Source organism: Desulfitobacterium elongatum (genome assembly GCF_055378975.1).
Map to the genome: position 1 here is coordinate 4164072 of NZ_AP038772.1, position 17603 is coordinate 4181674.

General features: G+C 44.0%; 14 protein-coding genes and 1 pseudogene. 3 read left to right on the forward strand and 12 right to left on the reverse strand.

The window, feature by feature from the left end:
- Nucleotides 1-112: 112 nt before the first annotated feature.
- Nucleotides 113-1423 (reverse strand): reverse transcriptase/maturase family protein, encoded by a 1311-nt coding sequence (locus tag ACZ42W_RS19645; RefSeq protein ID WP_464166949.1) that lies wholly within the window; start codon nucleotides 1421-1423, stop codon nucleotides 113-115.
- 186 nt (nucleotides 1424-1609) lie between these two features.
- Here ACZ42W_RS19645 and ACZ42W_RS19650 point away from each other — a divergent pair, with 186 nt between their 5' ends.
- Nucleotides 1610-1747, forward strand: a complete 138-nt coding sequence (locus ACZ42W_RS19650; protein WP_464166950.1) for a hypothetical protein — start codon at nucleotides 1610-1612, stop codon at nucleotides 1745-1747.
- Nucleotides 1748-2044: 297 nt separating this feature from the next.
- Here ACZ42W_RS19650 and ACZ42W_RS19655 read toward each other — a convergent pair whose 3' ends face one another.
- From ACZ42W_RS19655 to ACZ42W_RS19690, 8 genes are all read right to left on the reverse strand, one after another.
- Nucleotides 2045-3235 (reverse strand): DUF3322 domain-containing protein, encoded by a 1191-nt coding sequence (locus ACZ42W_RS19655; protein WP_464166951.1) that lies wholly within the window; start codon nucleotides 3233-3235, stop codon nucleotides 2045-2047.
- Nucleotides 3216-6623, reverse strand: a complete 3408-nt coding sequence (locus tag ACZ42W_RS19660; RefSeq protein WP_464166952.1) for an ATP-binding protein — start codon at nucleotides 6621-6623, stop codon at nucleotides 3216-3218. Before ACZ42W_RS19660 ends, ACZ42W_RS19655 begins: the two co-directional genes overlap by 20 nt.
- The gene (locus tag ACZ42W_RS19665) at nucleotides 6620-7228 is read right to left on the reverse strand and encodes a DUF4194 domain-containing protein (protein WP_464166953.1); all 609 of its coding nucleotides are present in this window, start codon (nucleotides 7226-7228) and stop codon (nucleotides 6620-6622) included. The genes ACZ42W_RS19660 and ACZ42W_RS19665 overlap by 4 nt, the downstream gene beginning before the upstream one ends.
- 24 nt (nucleotides 7229-7252) lie before the next feature.
- Nucleotides 7253-8725, reverse strand: a complete 1473-nt coding sequence (locus tag ACZ42W_RS19670; protein ID WP_464166954.1) for a DUF3375 domain-containing protein — start codon at nucleotides 8723-8725, stop codon at nucleotides 7253-7255.
- A gap of 268 nt (nucleotides 8726-8993) precedes the next feature.
- The gene (locus ACZ42W_RS19675; protein WP_464166955.1) at nucleotides 8994-10505 is read right to left on the reverse strand and encodes a sensor histidine kinase; all 1512 of its coding nucleotides are present in this window, start codon (nucleotides 10503-10505) and stop codon (nucleotides 8994-8996) included.
- Nucleotides 10502-11185 carry a response regulator transcription factor gene (locus tag ACZ42W_RS19680; protein WP_464166956.1) on the reverse strand — a complete coding sequence of 228 codons (684 nt, stop codon included), beginning with the start codon at nucleotides 11183-11185 and terminating at the stop codon, nucleotides 10502-10504. The genes ACZ42W_RS19675 and ACZ42W_RS19680 overlap by 4 nt, the downstream gene beginning before the upstream one ends.
- Before the next feature lie 175 nt (nucleotides 11186-11360).
- Nucleotides 11361-11636 carry a hypothetical protein gene (locus ACZ42W_RS19685; protein WP_464166957.1) on the reverse strand — a complete coding sequence of 92 codons (276 nt, stop codon included), beginning with the start codon at nucleotides 11634-11636 and terminating at the stop codon, nucleotides 11361-11363.
- A 127-nt stretch (nucleotides 11637-11763) separates the two neighbouring features.
- Nucleotides 11764-12465, reverse strand: a complete 702-nt coding sequence (locus ACZ42W_RS19690) for a hypothetical protein (RefSeq protein ID WP_464166958.1) — start codon at nucleotides 12463-12465, stop codon at nucleotides 11764-11766.
- A 261-nt stretch (nucleotides 12466-12726) separates the two neighbouring features.
- Between ACZ42W_RS19690 and ilvA the strand changes: the two genes are divergently transcribed.
- On the forward strand, nucleotides 12727-13974 hold the full coding sequence (gene ilvA, locus ACZ42W_RS19695) for a threonine ammonia-lyase IlvA (RefSeq protein WP_464166959.1): 1248 nt from the start codon (nucleotides 12727-12729) through the stop codon (nucleotides 13972-13974).
- A gap of 90 nt (nucleotides 13975-14064) precedes the next feature.
- On the opposite strand, the gene ACZ42W_RS19700 is transcribed toward ilvA, so the two are convergent.
- The 3 genes and pseudogenes from ACZ42W_RS19700 to ACZ42W_RS19710 all read right to left on the reverse strand — a co-directional run.
- Complete coding sequence (locus ACZ42W_RS19700) at nucleotides 14065-14841, reverse strand: energy-coupling factor transporter transmembrane component T family protein (RefSeq protein ID WP_464166960.1); 777 nt, start codon at nucleotides 14839-14841, stop codon at nucleotides 14065-14067.
- 48 nt (nucleotides 14842-14889) lie between these two features.
- On the reverse strand, nucleotides 14890-16032 hold the full coding sequence (locus ACZ42W_RS19705) for an ATP-binding cassette domain-containing protein (protein ID WP_464171107.1): 1143 nt from the start codon (nucleotides 16030-16032) through the stop codon (nucleotides 14890-14892).
- Nucleotides 16033-16038: 6 nt separating this feature from the next.
- Nucleotides 16039-16389: pseudogene (locus ACZ42W_RS19710) on the reverse strand (ATP-binding cassette domain-containing protein); the annotation flags it as partial.
- 552 nt (nucleotides 16390-16941) lie between these two features.
- Between ACZ42W_RS19710 and ACZ42W_RS19715 the strand changes: the two are divergent.
- Nucleotides 16942-17466: a biotin transporter BioY gene (locus ACZ42W_RS19715; protein ID WP_464171109.1), complete on the forward strand. Its 525-nt coding sequence runs from the start codon at nucleotides 16942-16944 to the stop codon at nucleotides 17464-17466.
- The last annotated feature ends 137 nt before the right edge of the window (nucleotides 17467-17603 follow it).

A 17603-nucleotide genomic window follows, 5' to 3' on the forward strand; every position in this document is an offset into this window, starting at 1 on the left:
AATATTTTTTATTTCCTTTTGATAATAGCTCATAGCTGACGGTTAAATACTATGGATGAGTAGAATAATAAATTCGGTTCACCTATTTAGTAGGGCCTTATCTCTACTGATTTTAGGTTATATTATTTAACCTTCGTCGTATTTTTTTCATGTGATTATTTGCCACTCTATTTACTGCCTCATTTTTTCCAAAAACCGCTTCTGCCCTTTTAACATATGTTATAAAATTACCCTTTCCTTTAAAGGCGCCTCGAATTGAGTACTTGTCATAGAGGTTCTTATTACTAATTTGGTTGTTATATTTAGTAATACCTTTAGATTTCTCGATGGTTTTTAATTTCCTATACATTCTAGAATAATATTTAGAAGAAGTTTTGTCTCTGATTGATACAACATTACCATCAAAACTAAATCCCAGATAATTTAAAATATTTTTTCCATTTATTACATCTTGAGAAATAATCTCATTACAGCTAAGGATTTGATTATTATCAAATTGGAAAATCCGAGTTTTATCTGGCTGCAAGTTCAATCCATCAACAGATTTAATCGTCTTGATAAGATAATTATATTGTTCTATGAAAAAGGGCTCATTTTCATTTGGAAGAATAATGATGAAGTCATCACTGTAACGCATGTAAAGACCTTTATGCTTTTTTACGTAATCATTTATCGCATTATCAAAATAAAGCATGTAGATATTCGATAAAACAGCACTTATCGCAGACCCTTGGGGAATGCCATATCCTTTTGTATTGGGTTTTTGGTATTTACTTTTATACTTTTTAAATTGCCCTAGAGTCAATACTAAATCTTGTTGGTTCAATTCGCGGATGCCTTTTTTATCATTAGGCAAACCGTTTAGTTCTAATATGTGCTCCATATCCCATGTGGAATACCTTGTTATATTTTTAAAAACAGCATAGTAATCTTCAGGGAGTCCTCCAATTAACTCCTTAAGCATTTTCTTCAAATACTTGTGATCTAAACTATCGAAAAAATCAGTAAAATCTCCTACAATAATAAAACAGCTTTTAGTATCTCGCATAAAATCAATAGCTTTTTTAGAAAAATGAATATTGTTTTTCTTGAGATTATCACGATAGGCAATGACCGAATCATTTATACCATCATTATCTACTCTCTCATTATATAATTGGTTCAATTTATAACCGTAATATTGAAAAATGTATCTATCTATATGCGCTGAATAACAAAGTTCTCGGATTTTCATGGAAATGCCTTTATTTTTGTTAAACTTTTTATTTATCAACTGATAGTGAATAAATGGATAAAAGCCGTGTGTCTTAATGTTCTGAGGATCACTAATATAACCCCAGATATCTTTAAGAGATACTTTCTTATCAAAATGAGCATAGTTCCTCTTTATTGAATTTTTTTGTTTCCATACTTGAATATCCATTTTTCCTCCAAGATAGCGTAATACCCGCCAACATGGGGGGTAGAATCCCTTAGCTGACAGGTAAATAACTAAACTATATTCATTTTGAAATTAGTTTTCTAGCATGATGTCCTTGAATACAACTACCCTAAGTAACGCCCAATTAGATACTATGTTACCATAGTAAAGGAGGCTGGTTCGATAGGGATGTTTATAGTGATTATCGTGATGTTCTTACCCTATGAACTGTGTGCAACTGTCACTGGATTGATAGAAATCATCGAGAAACAGTTGACAACAATCTCCAACCCTTATGCCCAATTACATAAGGCATATTTATCGTAATTTCAAAACAAATTTAAGTCAAGGTGAATTTTGTCAAAGTTTGTCATTTGAGTAAGATTTGTAATAATTTCATCGTAGCAACGGCGTTATTCGCTAGAAACAGGCCCTATAATATAAATTCTCAATATTTGCAGTTTGAGCAACTTTTATTATGCTGGAGCAAGAGCCGTTTAACTCCGTCCGATAATATAGAAGTTTTTGATCTCAAAATGCACAATATACTTGGGAAGCGTGTAATGTTATGACTAAACACGGCATCCTTTGGCTATTCTGCGGCTTTGCCACAGCCTCGTTGACTTACCCGTTATGATCCAAACTATCGATGGCCTCTTTCACCAGCTGAAAGGAAACCCGCTCCTGTTCCAGGCGGACACCCTTGCCCCAAATATTGTCTTGAATCGAAGATAACAGCCGGTGTTCATCTGCCGTCAACCGGGTTAGCTGTCCGAGGAAAGGCTTCTCTTCTACGCTCCATAGGTCATGATGATTAAACAGAGTTCTTTCATCCATAAGCAGTGATTGGGTTTGGGGCAAAAAGCTGCGGACTTGATCCAAGATAGCAAATCCATGGGTATCAATATCACCCCAATAGTAGATTTCTTTCTCTCTTAACCAGGTCACGGACTTCAGCACATCTACGCCGTACCCCAACCCGAAGATCACCAAAGCTTCTTTGACATCAGGAAAGCATAAGCCGTTAATTTCATTCTCGGTTATAAACACCCTGGATACCGCAGGCTTGAATGCCGCCAGCTGTTCCAATGGAACCATCAAATCGGAAATACCCTGAAGATATTGCTGCCGATCAAGCAATCGCAGCCTGACCTGCACCGGCTTAACCTGCAATCCGTAACGCAGCTCGAATGACGGGGCGCTGTGATCAATCGCCTCATCCGGTAAAGTGATATTCAATAATTCCGTCAGAATCCCTTTCCTTTGCTCGATAAACTTGGTGTCGATCCCGGGAATATCCAGCTGCCGCAGATATAAGCCGTAGCGCGGATGACCGGAAAACCAGCTTAGCACTGCCAGAATACCGCTCCAGTCGTCTCCAGCGGCAAGTACTTTATGGGGATATTTGCCGATCCATTCCTGCAAAACGGGCCATTCTGTCCGAATCAGCCGGGCATGCTCCAGAAACCGGTCCCCTTCGCGCTCTTTCCTTAACAAGCGCAGGGCATCCCGCATAGAGGGAATGACGGCATGGGTTGGCAGGAGATTCCGGCCCGATTGACGGTGAACCATTTCCTTTTCCACGAGTTCATAGCCAAAGCCGGTCTCCTGCTTGCTCTGATCCTTAAGCGACTTGATCCAGCGGGAGATTTCGGCGAAGTTCTCGTTGACCTCACCGCTTTTCGGCCTTTTCAGGGGGATGCGGAGGGGAAATAAATCATCCGGAATCAGCATGGCGCGCAGAATCCGGCCTGAATCCCATTTCCGCCTTAACTCGGCCCGGATCCATTGGGGATCAGACCACTTGATGGACATATTGGGCCACCTCCCTGGCCTTCCGTTCCTGCTCATACTCCTGGATAGAGATATTGCGCAGCATGGATTGATGCTTTACATCATCATGATGTACGAAGCCCACATGGGCAATAAACTTGGCGATCGTCGGTATTTTGAGGAGCGGAGTGACAATCAGGAGCTGCAGATCGAGCTTTTTAAAGAGTTCCAGCCCAAAGCGCGCTGATTCGTCGGAGCTTTTCAGAAACGCTTCATCAATGACCACGAAGCGAAAGGACTGGGGCCGGGCGTCTTGCCCTTCCAAACCAAAATGGTAGACCAGGCTGGCCGCTAAAATGGTGTAGGCCAGTTTTTCCTTTTGGCCGCCGGATTTTCCGCCGGAATCGGTATAATGTTCGTATTCTTCATCGGTTTCCCGCCACCTTTCCGAAGCGGCGAATAAGAACCAGTTGCGGACATCAATGACTTTTTTGGTCCAGCGCTCATCCCTCTCGGTCTCGCCGGGCCTGCCCCGAAAACGCTCAATGATGGCTTTTACCTGCAAAAACTTAGCCTCGGCATACTGTTCATCATCAGAACCGGTCAAAGCCCCTTCGGTGCAGGCTTTCAACTGGACGCGGAATTCTTTGATATCGCTATCATAGGTTTCATCATATTCCAGGCGGATATACCGTCCCTCGTTATAGTCGATGGTGCTCAGAGAACCGTTGATCTGCTCAATCCGGGTCTTGATGGTATCCTGTTCCTGTTTCAATTTGGCCTGGAATAAAGCGATCTGATGGATAGTGTTCTCATGCAGCAATTGCTTAAAACGCGTTTCAAATTTCGGCAGCCCGTCGTTTACCAGTTGCGCCAGCATCCGTGCATATTCGGCAAGGCTCTCGATATCAGAGTCAATTTCTTTGGTTTCTTCAGGATATTTATTATTGTAATCCGTCATCGCCTTGACAATCCTGCTTCTGAGCCGACTAATCTCACCGGTCAGTGCATTACGCTCACTTTCGATCCAGTCGAGATAGTCCCGTTCCAGCGTTTTCCCATTGACCAGGGTCAAGCTGCTATTCTGCAAAGCAGCCGCTTGGTGCTGCTCCAAAAAGGGGTATTCCTGTTCCCGCATAGCCGGTGTGGCTTCAGCTGCGGTCCTTGCAGTGCTTTCTTTATCCTGAACCAAACCGTCTCGTTTATTTTCCACCGTTGTCTCGTATTTTCGGGCCTTATCCAAAACCTTTTCCTGAGCTTCCCTCTTTTGCTTCAGTTCCTCTAACTGACTCTGAAGCCCCTGCAATATATTGCTTTCCTGCTCCAGCTTCCTTTTCCGGTCTTCTTTTTCCTTAATTTCCTTTTCTACCGTCTTCGAATCGATGTCGGCAAAATCGGCGACGCCTTCCAGTCCGGCAACGGCATTTAAACGCCCCTGGCTTTCTTGCTGCATCTTGAAGATGTCAGCAAGCTCTGCGTGATAAAATTGGGTCTCCTCCTTAAGCTTCTGTTCATTTTCTTCCAGTGCGGTAATTTTTTTCTGATTGGAAAAGCCCAGCACATAACGCCGGCGATCATTTATCCCGTAGCGGTCGTCTTTTTCATGGCGCTTGCCGCCTGTCTTCATCTGCCCGGCTTTGGTGATGGCCTGCGCTTCCCGGCGGAATTGATCCATCGTCTCGCAGCAGATATGAGCAAAGCGCTGGCGCAGTTCCCTGCTGAGCCAGACGCCAAAGGGTGTATTCGGCTTAATATTCAGTTTTTCCGATACGGATAAAGGATTCGGCCGGCCGGAAGTAGACTGTTGACTGGCATCCTGAATCCGGTAATAGACCAGCCGCATACCCAAGGTTGTCCGGTCCACCCACTGCATGACGGCCTGGTAATATTGCTCCGGCACCAGCAGAGACAGACCGAAGTTATGCAGCAGCCTTTCGATGGCGCCTTCCCAGCTCTCTTCTTCCTCTCTGATTTCTAACAGTTCGCCGACAAAGGGCAGCTCTTCTTCCCCGATATGAAGAGCCTGACAGAGCTGTTTGCGCTTCTCGATGTATTCACGAGGAATACTCGATTTGCGGGACCGGAGGGATTCCAGTTCTTCAGCCACTTTATTGGCTGCTTTCGCTGCTCTGTCCTCTTCTGTGGCGGCAGTCTTAAAATCCTCCTGCAGTCTGCCCTGTATTTTTTCTTCATCCAATTTGAATTCCGGCAGTTTTTGCCGGTTAGCAAGGAAAACAGCTAAAGAATCGGGCAAAGGCAGTCTTAACACTTGGGCTTGACGAGCATAGCTCGCCAGGTTTTTGTGAAGGCGATCAAGAGTTTGCCTGCTATTCTCAATATCTTTTGTTAATCTTTCAAGCGCGTCGCCACCGTGGGTATAAATGGCTCTTTCAATTTCCTTGATATTCTGATCAAAGTCACGCTGGATTGTTTCCGCCTGTTCCCGCGCTGCTGTGGCCAGAATCAGCTCCTGCTCATGTTTGGCGATTTCGGCGGTCAGCAATGCCATCCTCTGCTCCGCAAACCAGGGCCCCAAAGCCCGGCGTGCTTTATTCAGCAGATTTTGCTTGTCCTCCAGCTGGACACAGCGGTTTCCTTGGTCGACAATCGGAGTCAACTGCTGAATCTGATGTTTGGCTTTGAGGACAGCCTCATGGGCGCCGTTCAAGTCCTGAAAGTGTTTAATCAGCTTGTCAACATCTTCAGCCGTATTGGGAATTTCCAGCATATTGGCCCGGACAAAATCCGTCAATGCCTCAACCTTTTTCATGGAAATCGTCTGCTGAAACAGATCCAAGGCTTGCTCCTGAGCAATGCCGAACTTACGGCGGAAGGATTCGGCATAGCGGGTATAGTCTTCATAAACCTGCACCCTGCCGCTGGACTTCAGCCGTTTTTTCAGAACCCGGACGTCCTTGTCAAACCTGGCAAAATCCTGGGCAACCCACATTTCCTTATCGGCTACTACATAAAAACGGGCGGGAAGCTTCTGGGGATCCTGAAACCAGAAAAATTGAGCCAGCGTAACATACTGAGACAGACCTCGATCCAGAAATGTTGCCAATAAGACGGAATAGTGATTGGTGTCCCGCAAGGAATCGGGCTGACCTGTTCCTTCACTGCTCCTTTTCTGTCCGAAATAGCCCCGGACATAGGAGGTAACCGAACGCTCTTTGGCGCTGGAATCGGCCGCTTTGTTGTAAGCCACTTTCCTGGGGGAGACCAAAAGTGTCGTCAAGGCATCGACCAAAGTTGACTTGCCCGAACCAACATCTCCAGTCAAAAGGGCCATTTCTCCTTGGGGCGAAAAAGTCCAGACTTTGCTGTCGAAGGTGCCCCAATTATAGACTTCAAGCTTATGTAAACGGAATCCCGGTGTAGCGCCAAAGAGCCTGCCGGGATCTTCCGGCTCTAGGTTAAATAAACTCATGGTTGCTCCTCCCCTTCTTTTAATTCGCCGCCATTGGCGTAACGCCGATACTCTTCAAGCCGCTCGTTAAAATGGCTGAGCCACTCCCCATTGACAAAATTGCGGAGGATGCGCTGGACCTCGAAACGGTCTTCACTGCCCCGTAGGCGGCGCAGAAATCCCATTCTTTCCACACGGTCGATATGTTTATCGATATCACCCATTAATTTCGCTTCATTGGTCGTATCCTTCAAAAATAAGCTCATTCGCTCGGTAATCTGCTGCCTGGTTACAATGAGCCGCTGATCCCCGGTTGTTGAATCAAACTCCACCAATTGCTTCCGGAGGAGCACGAGTAAAAGACTAACCGGATAACTCAGCGCATGGCGGGGCACCAAGCGCGGAATTGCTTCTTCACCTTCTCCATAAGAACGCTGCTTCAAATATCCATAACCGTCCATCTCATCAACCATCAGCGTTAAGCCCATTTTACCCGCATAATCTTCAATTTTGCTTTTTTGCGCCAGGATAACTTCCCAATGTTCCTCATCACCTTCTTTAAACACCACATTTTTGAAAAGTGCGACCAAAGCGCGTGAAAATGCTAAATCATCCATCGTATTCATGACTTAGTCCCCCCAACCCGGTTCTTAAACCCGCTGAAAAATTATTTTGGCCATTTTGGCCACTCGACTCTTTCCTGTTTCATCTTTCCATGATACTTCCTCTAGATCGTCAGAATGAAAAGCTGCTTGCGGATTCTCACTGGCGATGACCAAATAAGTAATGAGCTCGCTCAGACCCAACTCCAGCGGATAATGCTCGATAATTTGGGAGAGCGTAATTCTGTCCTGGGACTGCAGCAGATAGCCAATCCGGTCTTTTAACTTTTCCTTATCCACATAAACCTGGGAAAATAGCGCTTCCGCCGAAACATCTTCTGTTCCGGCATCAATAACATCATCCTTAAGTTCAGGCCGCTGGGGAGGCGAGAATAAAGGCCTGTCCAAAGGAAGACTAATTTCCGGTTTTACCCCGTCAATTTCCATTGCCCATTCTGGGGGTGGGTTATTGCGGAGGGACACCGCCTTTCCTTCAATTTCCCGCACAATCTGATTGATCCGGCGTTCTTCCTCCAAAAAATTCTCATCCACATACCGCCTCAACTGCTGGGATAGAGTAGCCACCGTCTCTTGAACATGGGCGCCGGCATTCACCCAGTCATGATGAATATGGCGGATATTCCGGCTTATACCTATTTCCCGCACCGGTTTTAGCTGCAGAACTTTATCAAGGGTATCCTTGAAATCATCCTGATAGGATGAAGACATTAAAAATTTCCAGAAAGCAGCAAAACTTTTCCCCTGCTCAGACTGGGCAATCCCATCTTGCTTCTCAAAGATTGATTCCAACAACTCTCCTTTTCCCCGCTCCCAGGTGGCAATCCGTTCCCGCATACCGCGGTCCAGTTCCCGGAAATTCTGTTCTACCGCCCGGAAATCGGCCAGAATCTCCCGGGCAGTAGACATCGCCTGCCAAAAACGTTCTTTGATTTGCGTTTCATCCAACAGCTCAACCTGTCCTTTTTGCACCCGGATGATCTCCTGTTCAATTTCGGCTTTACGCCGTTCAAGCTCTGCCAGGCGCAGCCCGGGATCCGTTTCGGAGCGCTCCATAATCTGGTGCAGGAGCTCAAATACGGTGATCAGGCGTGATTCCGTACCGATGAAAACTTGCTGTCTTAAACTCAACAGCCACTCAATAGCTTTCTGTGCAAAGGAGGTTACATCAAAATGGGGCTCATCCTGTCCCGGGGGATAGAATTTCCGCAGCCACCCATGGTCATCATTGGCCCAGTCATCCAGGTATTCCCGTCCTGGGCGCGGAAAGAGGGTATCGCTGCGACCCTGATTGAGCAGCTCAATAAAGCCCTCCAAGCGGCTAATCAGCTCTTGCTCGGCAATCTGCCGCCTGTTTTCCGCAATAAATTCTCTATAGAGAAAAGACGCAACAAAAGGAGCCTGAGATGAGGTCAACAAGTGCCAGGCCGGATTTTTCTTGCGCAATAACTCCAGAAATTCGAAGGACATATGCTCTGAAAACTCAGTTTTTTGCTGTGCCATCGAACGACCTTCCTCCGTTTGATTTCCTTCTCTGTTAAAATATAGTTTTCGACAACTTACATCTATTTCCTTTTTCCTTTGGGCGGATTATTAGTATATATTGTCCGTCTGTGGGTTTCGACATTTTCGATTTAGTAAGGTCCTATGGGTACAAAAAAAGCTTCCTAGAGAAAAAAATCTCTTAGGAAGCTTCATTCTCTACATCAGAGAGATTTACTGGCTTTTCTCATATCTTAAGAACAATAGTCAACAGAAGTTACCTACCAACCTAGCCTCTAGGAAGCCACACGACAAATGTACTTCCTTCCCCGACCCGACTCTCGACCGATATCCTTCCGCCATGAAGCTCAACTAAAGATTGAGTAATCGCGAGCCCAAGGCCTGCTCCACCGTATCTGCGAGTGCGGGAGGAATCACTGCGATAAAAGCGTTCGAACAAGTGGGGAATATGCTCTTCTGAAATTCCCACCCCATTATCCTTCACCGCAAGTTCAATCCCCTCATCCACGAGTCTTAGTGAAATCTTAATCTTCCCTTTTACCGAATCAGTATGTTGGACTGCATTATGAAAAAGGTTTAAGATTACCTGCTTCATTTTATCCACATCAAAACGAGTACGAATCTTAGGGGTTAACTCAAACTCAACTTCCCGATTTCCTGCAAGCATCCTTAACTGAGACTCCATCTCGAGAATCAACCCATCTAACTCTCTTTCGACAAGCTCCATCTTCGGTGACCTGTCTAATTTAGCAAGCAAAAGAAGATCTTGAACCAGCTTTTTCATCCGTTCTGATTCAGCAAGCATACTTTTCAAGGATTTATGCAGCTTTTCGGGTTGGTTCATCGCCCCGCGGAGGAGCACCTCCAAAAATCCATGGATCGAGGTCAGAGGGGTTCGAAGCTCATGAGAGGCATCAGCAACGAACCGTCGCATCTGCTCCTTCGCCTCCTTCTCCGCTTCAAAGGAGGATTCCAATCTCTCAAGCATCCCATTGAAGGATACCGCAAGGCGATCAATCTCCATCTGACCCTGCTCTGCGGGAAGGCGCTCTGCTAGGTTTCCCGCATCGATCTGGCCCACAGTATCCACGATATTCGATAGAGGAACCAAGGTCTTCTTGAGTACCGCACCAAACGCTACGAGTCCTCCGATTAAAGCAAGTAAAGAAAGGAGTAAAAAGATGAGAAGCTGCCGAAATAACACAGCCTTTAAAGATTTCGTACTCAGACTGACCTGAATCAAACCAATCGTATATCCTCGCGACTCTAGAGGGTGGAGAACAACCAATTTCTCATCCCCATCGGAGGAATTTACCACCTTATACTCTATGCGTTTTTGAGGCTGCAGCGCCTTTTCGTAATCCTGTATTTCCAGATGTGGAGGCGTCCCGCCCTTCAACGAATTGTTGTTAAGAACTGAGAGATTCCCATTGAGATCTACAAAGGAGATTGTGGAATCCGATAAAACAAAAGGCAGTCGATTCGGATCGTTACCCTGGGTTCTCCCCGGGATGACTGCCCCCGCATTACTATCCGCATTTGCATCTGGGTTAATTTCTGAGTGAAGAATCATTTGGGCCCAGGCTTCACGAGGGAGCGTTAACATCTGTGATTTAATACTCGAAGCTGTATTGTAAAAAATGAATTCCCTCATGAAGACATATTGAAATAAACCAATAAACAAGAGAATTATAGCTAAAAAGAATAACGATCGAGATAAGAGCTGGAACCTGAGTGAATTAGGTTCAAAGAACTTCTTTAAAGAAAAACGTTTCTTCATGATAAATCCATCCGATAGCCTGAACCGCGTAAAGTACGAATCAAGCGGTGCTCCTTATCACCTAACTTCTCTCTCAACGATCGGATATATACCTCTACAATATTCTCGTCTCCAACAAAATCATATCCCCATACCTTATCGAGTATCATCGATTTACTCAAGACTAATCCTTGATTGAGGATTAAAAATTTAAGCAACTCATACTCGGTCGGAGAAAGTTCCAAAACCTTATTTTGGTATTGAATCTCTTTACGCCGATCATCCATTCGGAAGGGCCCCATAACAACCTCTCCCATCAGATTTGGGAACTGATTGCGAATGCGAGCCTGAATGCGAGCGAGTAGTTCTTCGAAGCTAAAGGGCTTAGCCATATAATCATCTGCCCCAAGAGTTAGCCCCTTGACTCGGTCATCGATTTCATCCTTCGCGGTCAACATAATAATCGCGATATTCTCTGTCTTCTTGAGCATCCGACATACTTCAAAGCCATCCATGCCCGGCATCATAACATCAAGAATCACGATATGAGGTTGAAATTGCTTCGCCAGTGTTACAGCAGCCATTCCATCTTGCGCTGTTGCTACTTCAAACCCTTCATTGAGAAGCCCCATCTCCAAAAATTCGAGAATATTCGGCTCATCATCCACAAGCAGTATTTTAATTCCTTTTATTTTTTGCATAGGGTTGTCCCCCTTAAGATTTTAATTCTAATATTCCTTCTCCATTATCTAATTCTAGGTTGAATTATGACTGAAGACATACTGAAAGTTAGCTGAAAATTTTTCACAAAATTCTATGGAAAAACAAGCTCCGAATCAGAAGCTTGTTCATTGACGTTCTTACTTGACTTTTTCCTTATTCATTCCGAGGGTGGTCTGAAGGCCTATCTAGGATTTCGACAGGCATATCAATCACTTCACCCGATGTATACCCTCTGGGGGGTGTATTCCCACCAGGCGTTGCATTTCCATTGAATCTATTAGGGCGCTTTCTAGCAATGTAGTAATGATATAGCCTATAAAGACTGGCTACCACTGCTCCAATTACAAAAATCCAGAAAGAAAAAATGACTGTGGTCACAATAATAACCAGGATCGCAAGGGACCATAAAATCTGATAGAGTCTAGGCAAATAAAAAACCTCCTTACCTAGTAACAAAACATTTAAGAATATTGTTCTTTATGCTATTTTGGTCAAAAAACAGATCTTGATATAAACTAAGTAAATTGTAGCATAATCTATCACTAGTTTAAAAGTCTTACCTAAACCCATCCATCTCAAAACCTATCTGCCGTATCGTCTTCGCTCCCATCTTTTGAACAAGGGATAAACAGGCATAGTCCTTTCTTACCCCTCGCTCAAAAAAACCATAGCGACAATCCCCCTGAACTTTCTTCAGCATTCCAGCTTTCCCATTCACTCGGATCTTCTTATTTACAAGTGCTTCAAAGAGTATCTCTTCAAATTCGTCAATCATTTGTGATATTGTCTCCTTGCTTTGATAGGTTTTCGAGTCAATAAAACATAACTTCGGGATATTTTCGAGGATATTCTCAAATACATCTCCATCTTTGATTTTGTTTAGTAGACATTCTACTCGAGTTAAGTCGACTTCGCAGTCACGAGTAATCCTAATCTGTTCGACATTCTCAGGGTGTTCATTCATTCGAGCTAAAATCTGCTTTATTATGACCTCACTCTCAACAGACGAAAAGTGTTCATTTAGGGTAATCTGAAAGGAATTCGGGTCACTCTCTTCATCCGGAAGCCAAATCAAGAGGTCGAGTTCAGAGAAATTAACCTCTCCCACATTGAGGTTCGTCTTAAAACTCTTATTCAAGGTCTTGATCAAGGGATGGATGTCCCTTGCGATCATATGAATTTCACTGAGTTTTTCTCTCATCAGACCTGACTTCATTTCTTCCTCGAAATGAACGACCATATCATAAATAATTACCATGAAGAATCTCCTTATGAATTTTAAGTGAGTTTTTTTAATTGACTAACCCAACAAGCAAGCGTATCATAGTATAAATAATTAATTTAATTATTGTGTCTTAGTACAGGTCTTCTTAACCTGCATTTTTTGTCTCAATGACTACCAATCATTAATGTACCCATTTTTAAGCGAGAGATTAGTAGCGAAAGCCTCGAATAATCCAGAGTAGGAAGTTTCCGTCATTATATACCAGAGGGCATAGAAAGGAGTAAATTTAAACTTATGGGGAAAGTAGTATTAGAAGATATCATAAGAGCTGGTCAAGCTCTTAAAGGAATCATCAATAAGACACCACTCCACCGCAGTGACCTTCTATCAGAGAAGTATGACTGCAATATATTTTTAAAACGCGAGGATCTACAAATTGTCCGTTCCTTTAAGCTTCGTGGAGCTTATAACATGATTCAGAGCGTCCCAGCTGACAAACTGACGAACGGGGTCGTCTGCGCAAGTGCAGGTAACCATGCCCAAGGTGTCGCCTATTCCTGCAAAGCCTTAGGGATTAAAGGAAGCATCTACGTACCATCAACCACTCCCAAACAAAAGGTCTCTTCCGTGAAACGTTTTGGGGGAGATTTCGTAGAGGTGATCCAGACAGGGGATACTTTCGATGACGCGTTCAATGAAGCCAAAGCACACTGTGATAAGGAAAATAAAACGTTTGTTCATCCTTTTGATGATCCTCTCGTAATCGCTGGACAAGGTACGATCGCCATGGAAATTCTCAATGATATGGATTCCCCAGTCGATTTCGTATTAGGTGGTATTGGTGGGGGAGGCCTGATGTCAGGCGTCGGCATTGCAATGAAAAGCTTAAGCCCTGCTACCCGTGTCATCGGCGTAGAGCCTACGGGAGCAAGTTCAATGAAGCAGGCCTTTGCGGAAAATGAGGTCGTAACCTTAGCGAGCATCGACAGTTTTGTTGACGGTACTGCTGTAAAAAGAGTAGGAGATTTGACCTTCGAAATCTGTCAAGAAGTCTTAGATGATATCATCGTCGTAACCGAAGGAAAAGTCTGTACAACAATTCTAGAAATGTACAATGATAGTGCCATTGTCGTTGAACCCGCTGGTGCTCTTCCGATAGCTGCTCTTGATGCTTACAGGGAGCAAATCAAAGGTAAAAACGTTGTATGCATCATTAGTGGGGGAAATAATGATATTGAAAGAACTCCCGAAATCAAAGAGCGCTCCCTCCTTGATCAAGGACTTAAACATTATTTCATTATTAACTTCCCACAACGTCCAGGTGCACTGAAAGAATTTGTGGTCGAAGTCCTCGGGCCCCACGATGATATCGCCCGATTCGAGTATACAAAATCAAACAATAAAGAAAAAGGCCCAACCCTTGTGGGGATTGAACTGACTCGGAAAGAAGATTATCAAGCCCTCATTAAGAAGATGGACAAAAAGGGATTCCAGTATACCGTCATTAATGATAATCCAGAGCTTTTTGGTCTACTGATTTAAGCGAAAGTCCAGGCATACCTTAACGGTACAGCCTGGACTTTCGCTTTTAGAGGATCCCTTTTATCCTAGCCAGCCTGTCACCCCTAATGCTTATACTGAATTTATCTGACTTAATGCCAAAGTTCCTATTCCCCATAGTACTAAGATAAGAACTCCCCAAGTGTCTTCACTCCCCCATTCTTTCGTTCCCAGTACCCGATACCCACCAGAACTATACCCCCTTGCAACTAAATTATCTGCAAGTTCCTCGGCGCGTCGTAAGGTTAAGAGGAGTAAGGGTACTAAAAAAGAAGCAAGTTCTAAGAGTTTCTTAACTCGACTTGAGGGTAATCCGCCCTTCGCCATGCGAGCCTTATAGAGTAGGCTCGCTTCCTCTATTAATAAAGGTATAAAACGAAGGGTCAAGGTAATCAGAAGCGAAAAATCAGCTGCTTTCGGGGTGAACCGATACAATGGAGTAAGGAAATAGGCAATCCCGATTCCTTGCTCTGAAGGGAGTGTGACTGCTGTAAATATCCTCGTAAATACAAAGACAAGTCCAATACGCCAGTTAATCAAAAGGGCCTGTATAAGTCCATCCCGAGACCAATTCCCTTCCCAGAAGCGCCAGGTTTCTGTCCAGTTCCAGCCCAAAACAAGGATGTAAAAGCTACCAAGAAATAAACCTGCCAAAGCCACAGCTTTGAATTCTTTAAGAGGAATATGACTTAAGAGCATAAGCATAAAAAGCCCAACGGATAAACTTATCAAGCCTAGTGGCTTTGTTGCAGTGATCAAAAAACCGAGTGCAACCAATCCTCCTATTTTCAATCGAGGATCAGCCTTGTGTAAAGCACTTTCGCCCGATAAGTAGAGTCCTACTTCCACTAACTTCTGGTCCTCCTTCTGTCTGACCTCGGTCATTTTTTTGTCCGATCACAAAACACTACTCATGGGGAAACGGACACCCGCCTTTATAAATTGATTCTTATACAGCGACCAATCCTTCCCCGAACAATCCAACGTGAGCCTACCTTCTTCGATGAGCCATAATCGGTCAGCTAATCCGACAAGCTCTGATAAATCGTGTGTTACATAGACTATGGTAAGTCTACCCTTTAATTCCTTCAGGATGGATTGAAATAATGCGCAGCCCTCAGCATCTAATCCTAAAAGAGGCTCATCCAGTAATAGCACCTCAGGTAAAGATTCTAAAGCAGCGGCTAAAGCTACACGTTGCCGTTCTCCTCCACTTAATTGCTCTTGGGCATTGTTGGCTTGATGTTCTGATATATCAAAGATCTCAAGATATCTAAGGTTTGCTTGATGATTTACTTTTCTCTCCTTTCGGCTCTGAAGATAAAAAACCTCATGGTACACATTTCTTCCAATTTGATATTCACCGGGTTCTTGGAGCATGAGGCGAACCCTCTGCCTAAGCTGATTGATGCTTTGCTTCGAAATTTCCTCATCAAACGCAAGAAATTTTCCTGCAGAAGGTCTGATTAAGGCGATCGCGCTATCCAAAAGCGTAGATTTGCCCGCACCTGAGGGTCCAAGTACACCAATAAACTCCTTTAGTCTGATGTTCTCAGTAATCTTAAGTCTTGTATCATAGTCAGCATCTTTCCATTCCAAGACGTAACCCTCTTCAACCTCTTCAATTTCTTCAAGCTTTTGAACTACATTTCGCCTCTTAAGTAAGATTGGGGTATCTCCCGATTGTTCTACCCCTACTCTCCTGCTTCGAGCCCTCTCAAGCTTCCTCCATAGTTCTACGCTATGAACATCTAAAGTACTTGATCTCTCGCTCTGACGGATTGAAAACTCTTTACATAAGGCTGAATCGTTCAACACCTTCTCTGGTTTTCCCATATCCGTTAGTCTTCCCTTCTTCATGACGAGAAGTCGATCTGCTCTACGCGCTAATTCAGGATCATGGGTAATCCAGAGTTGACCCATTCCCTCACTCTGAGCTTTGAGCAATTTGAGGCAGGCTTCCTGGGATCGATCATCAAGCATGGTTAACGCTTCATCGAGAATCAGGAATGACGGCTTAAGGGCTAGAACCGCTGCCATGACTAACCGTTGCCTCTCCCCCCCTGAAAGAGTAGCCGGAGATTGATTTAATTGATCTCCCAGTCCGATATTAATCGCTAGTTCATTCACTATTTCACGAGCTTCCTTGAGGCCATATCCTAGGTTAAGAAGCCCAAATCCTAACTCCTCGGCAACCGTTGCCCCGATGGTTTGTCTCCGAGGGTGTTGGCCGATCAAACCAATCTCCTGCCAACGCTTTTGATCAAACCACGACGTTTCAACCCCGCTCTTAACCAGCCGAATTTCTCCGCTCGTCGGTTCGATAAGTCCAGCAATGATGCGGGCCAAGGTAGATTTTCCCGCTCCATTTGCCCCCATGAGTGCGACCACTTCACCCTGATGGAGATAGAAGTTAAGTTCGTGTATGATTCCATAGCTAATATGAGTACCCCATAACTGATTCTTCGACATAGACTCGCACCCCAGAACGTTTCATTTAAGATAAGGGCATTATAAACCCATTAAAATCTAACAACAATTTGGGATAAAAATATCAGTTGGATAAAGAATTGTCAACACTAATATCATGCTAAGTTTACAATTAAATTTTGCTATTTAGACTTTCCCCCATCCTTGATATAGTTCTTCACACATACCATAGAATGTGAAGATAATCTACAGAACCAACAGTTACATACTGACTTCACTCAAATATACGCTATATCACTTAATGACACGACAAAATTTCTCTTGCCATAACCTCAGTCTTATTGTAAACTTTATTTTATTCATCAGTTTACAATACTGATAACAAATCACGAATTACACGCGTCACTAAATATTTGACGGACGAAGAATTGCCTATCTACAACGTTAAAAGCTTGCAAGCAAAATAAGAGGAGGATTGAGATTTACGTGGAAACAAAGAATCTAGCAAGAACAGCAGCCATGGCTGCCCTGATGTGCTTGGCCGGAATGGTTATGCGCTGGGCAACGCCCGCTTTAGTCCCTTTCAGCCTTCTACCCATCTTAGTATTAATAACAGGTCTTGTCCTAGGTGCAAGATATGGGGCTCTAGCCTTAATCGTTTATATTTTTCTTGGGCTTTTGGGCTTACCGGTCTTCGCCAGCGCTCCATTTGGAGGAATTGGTTATATCTTCAAACCCTCTTTTGGGTATCTTCTTGGAGATATCTTAGCGGCTTATGTCGTCGGAAAAATATATAATAGGCGAAGTTTAGCTTCTGCGGTCGTCGCCGTCCTGGCAGGTTTGATCGCCCTGTACGCAATCGGATTAAGTTATCTCTACCTTGCTTTGCGCGTATTCCTACATCAGCCAACCTCAGTGGCTATCGTATTTACCACAGGCTTCTTGCCCTTCATCGCCACCGATTTAATCAAGGCAGGAATTGCTGCTTGGGTAGGAAATGAGGTGGTTAAGCGCCAAAAGCACCCTAGTCTCAAAGGAGATTGAGCAAGATACGTATCGATTTCACTCTAAGTTATATCCTTTAAAGGGGTAAATTTCACATATTCTGTGAAATTTACCCCTTTGTCTTATCATTCAAACTGTCAGAATATACTTTTTAGTTTTATATAACTTAAAATAAC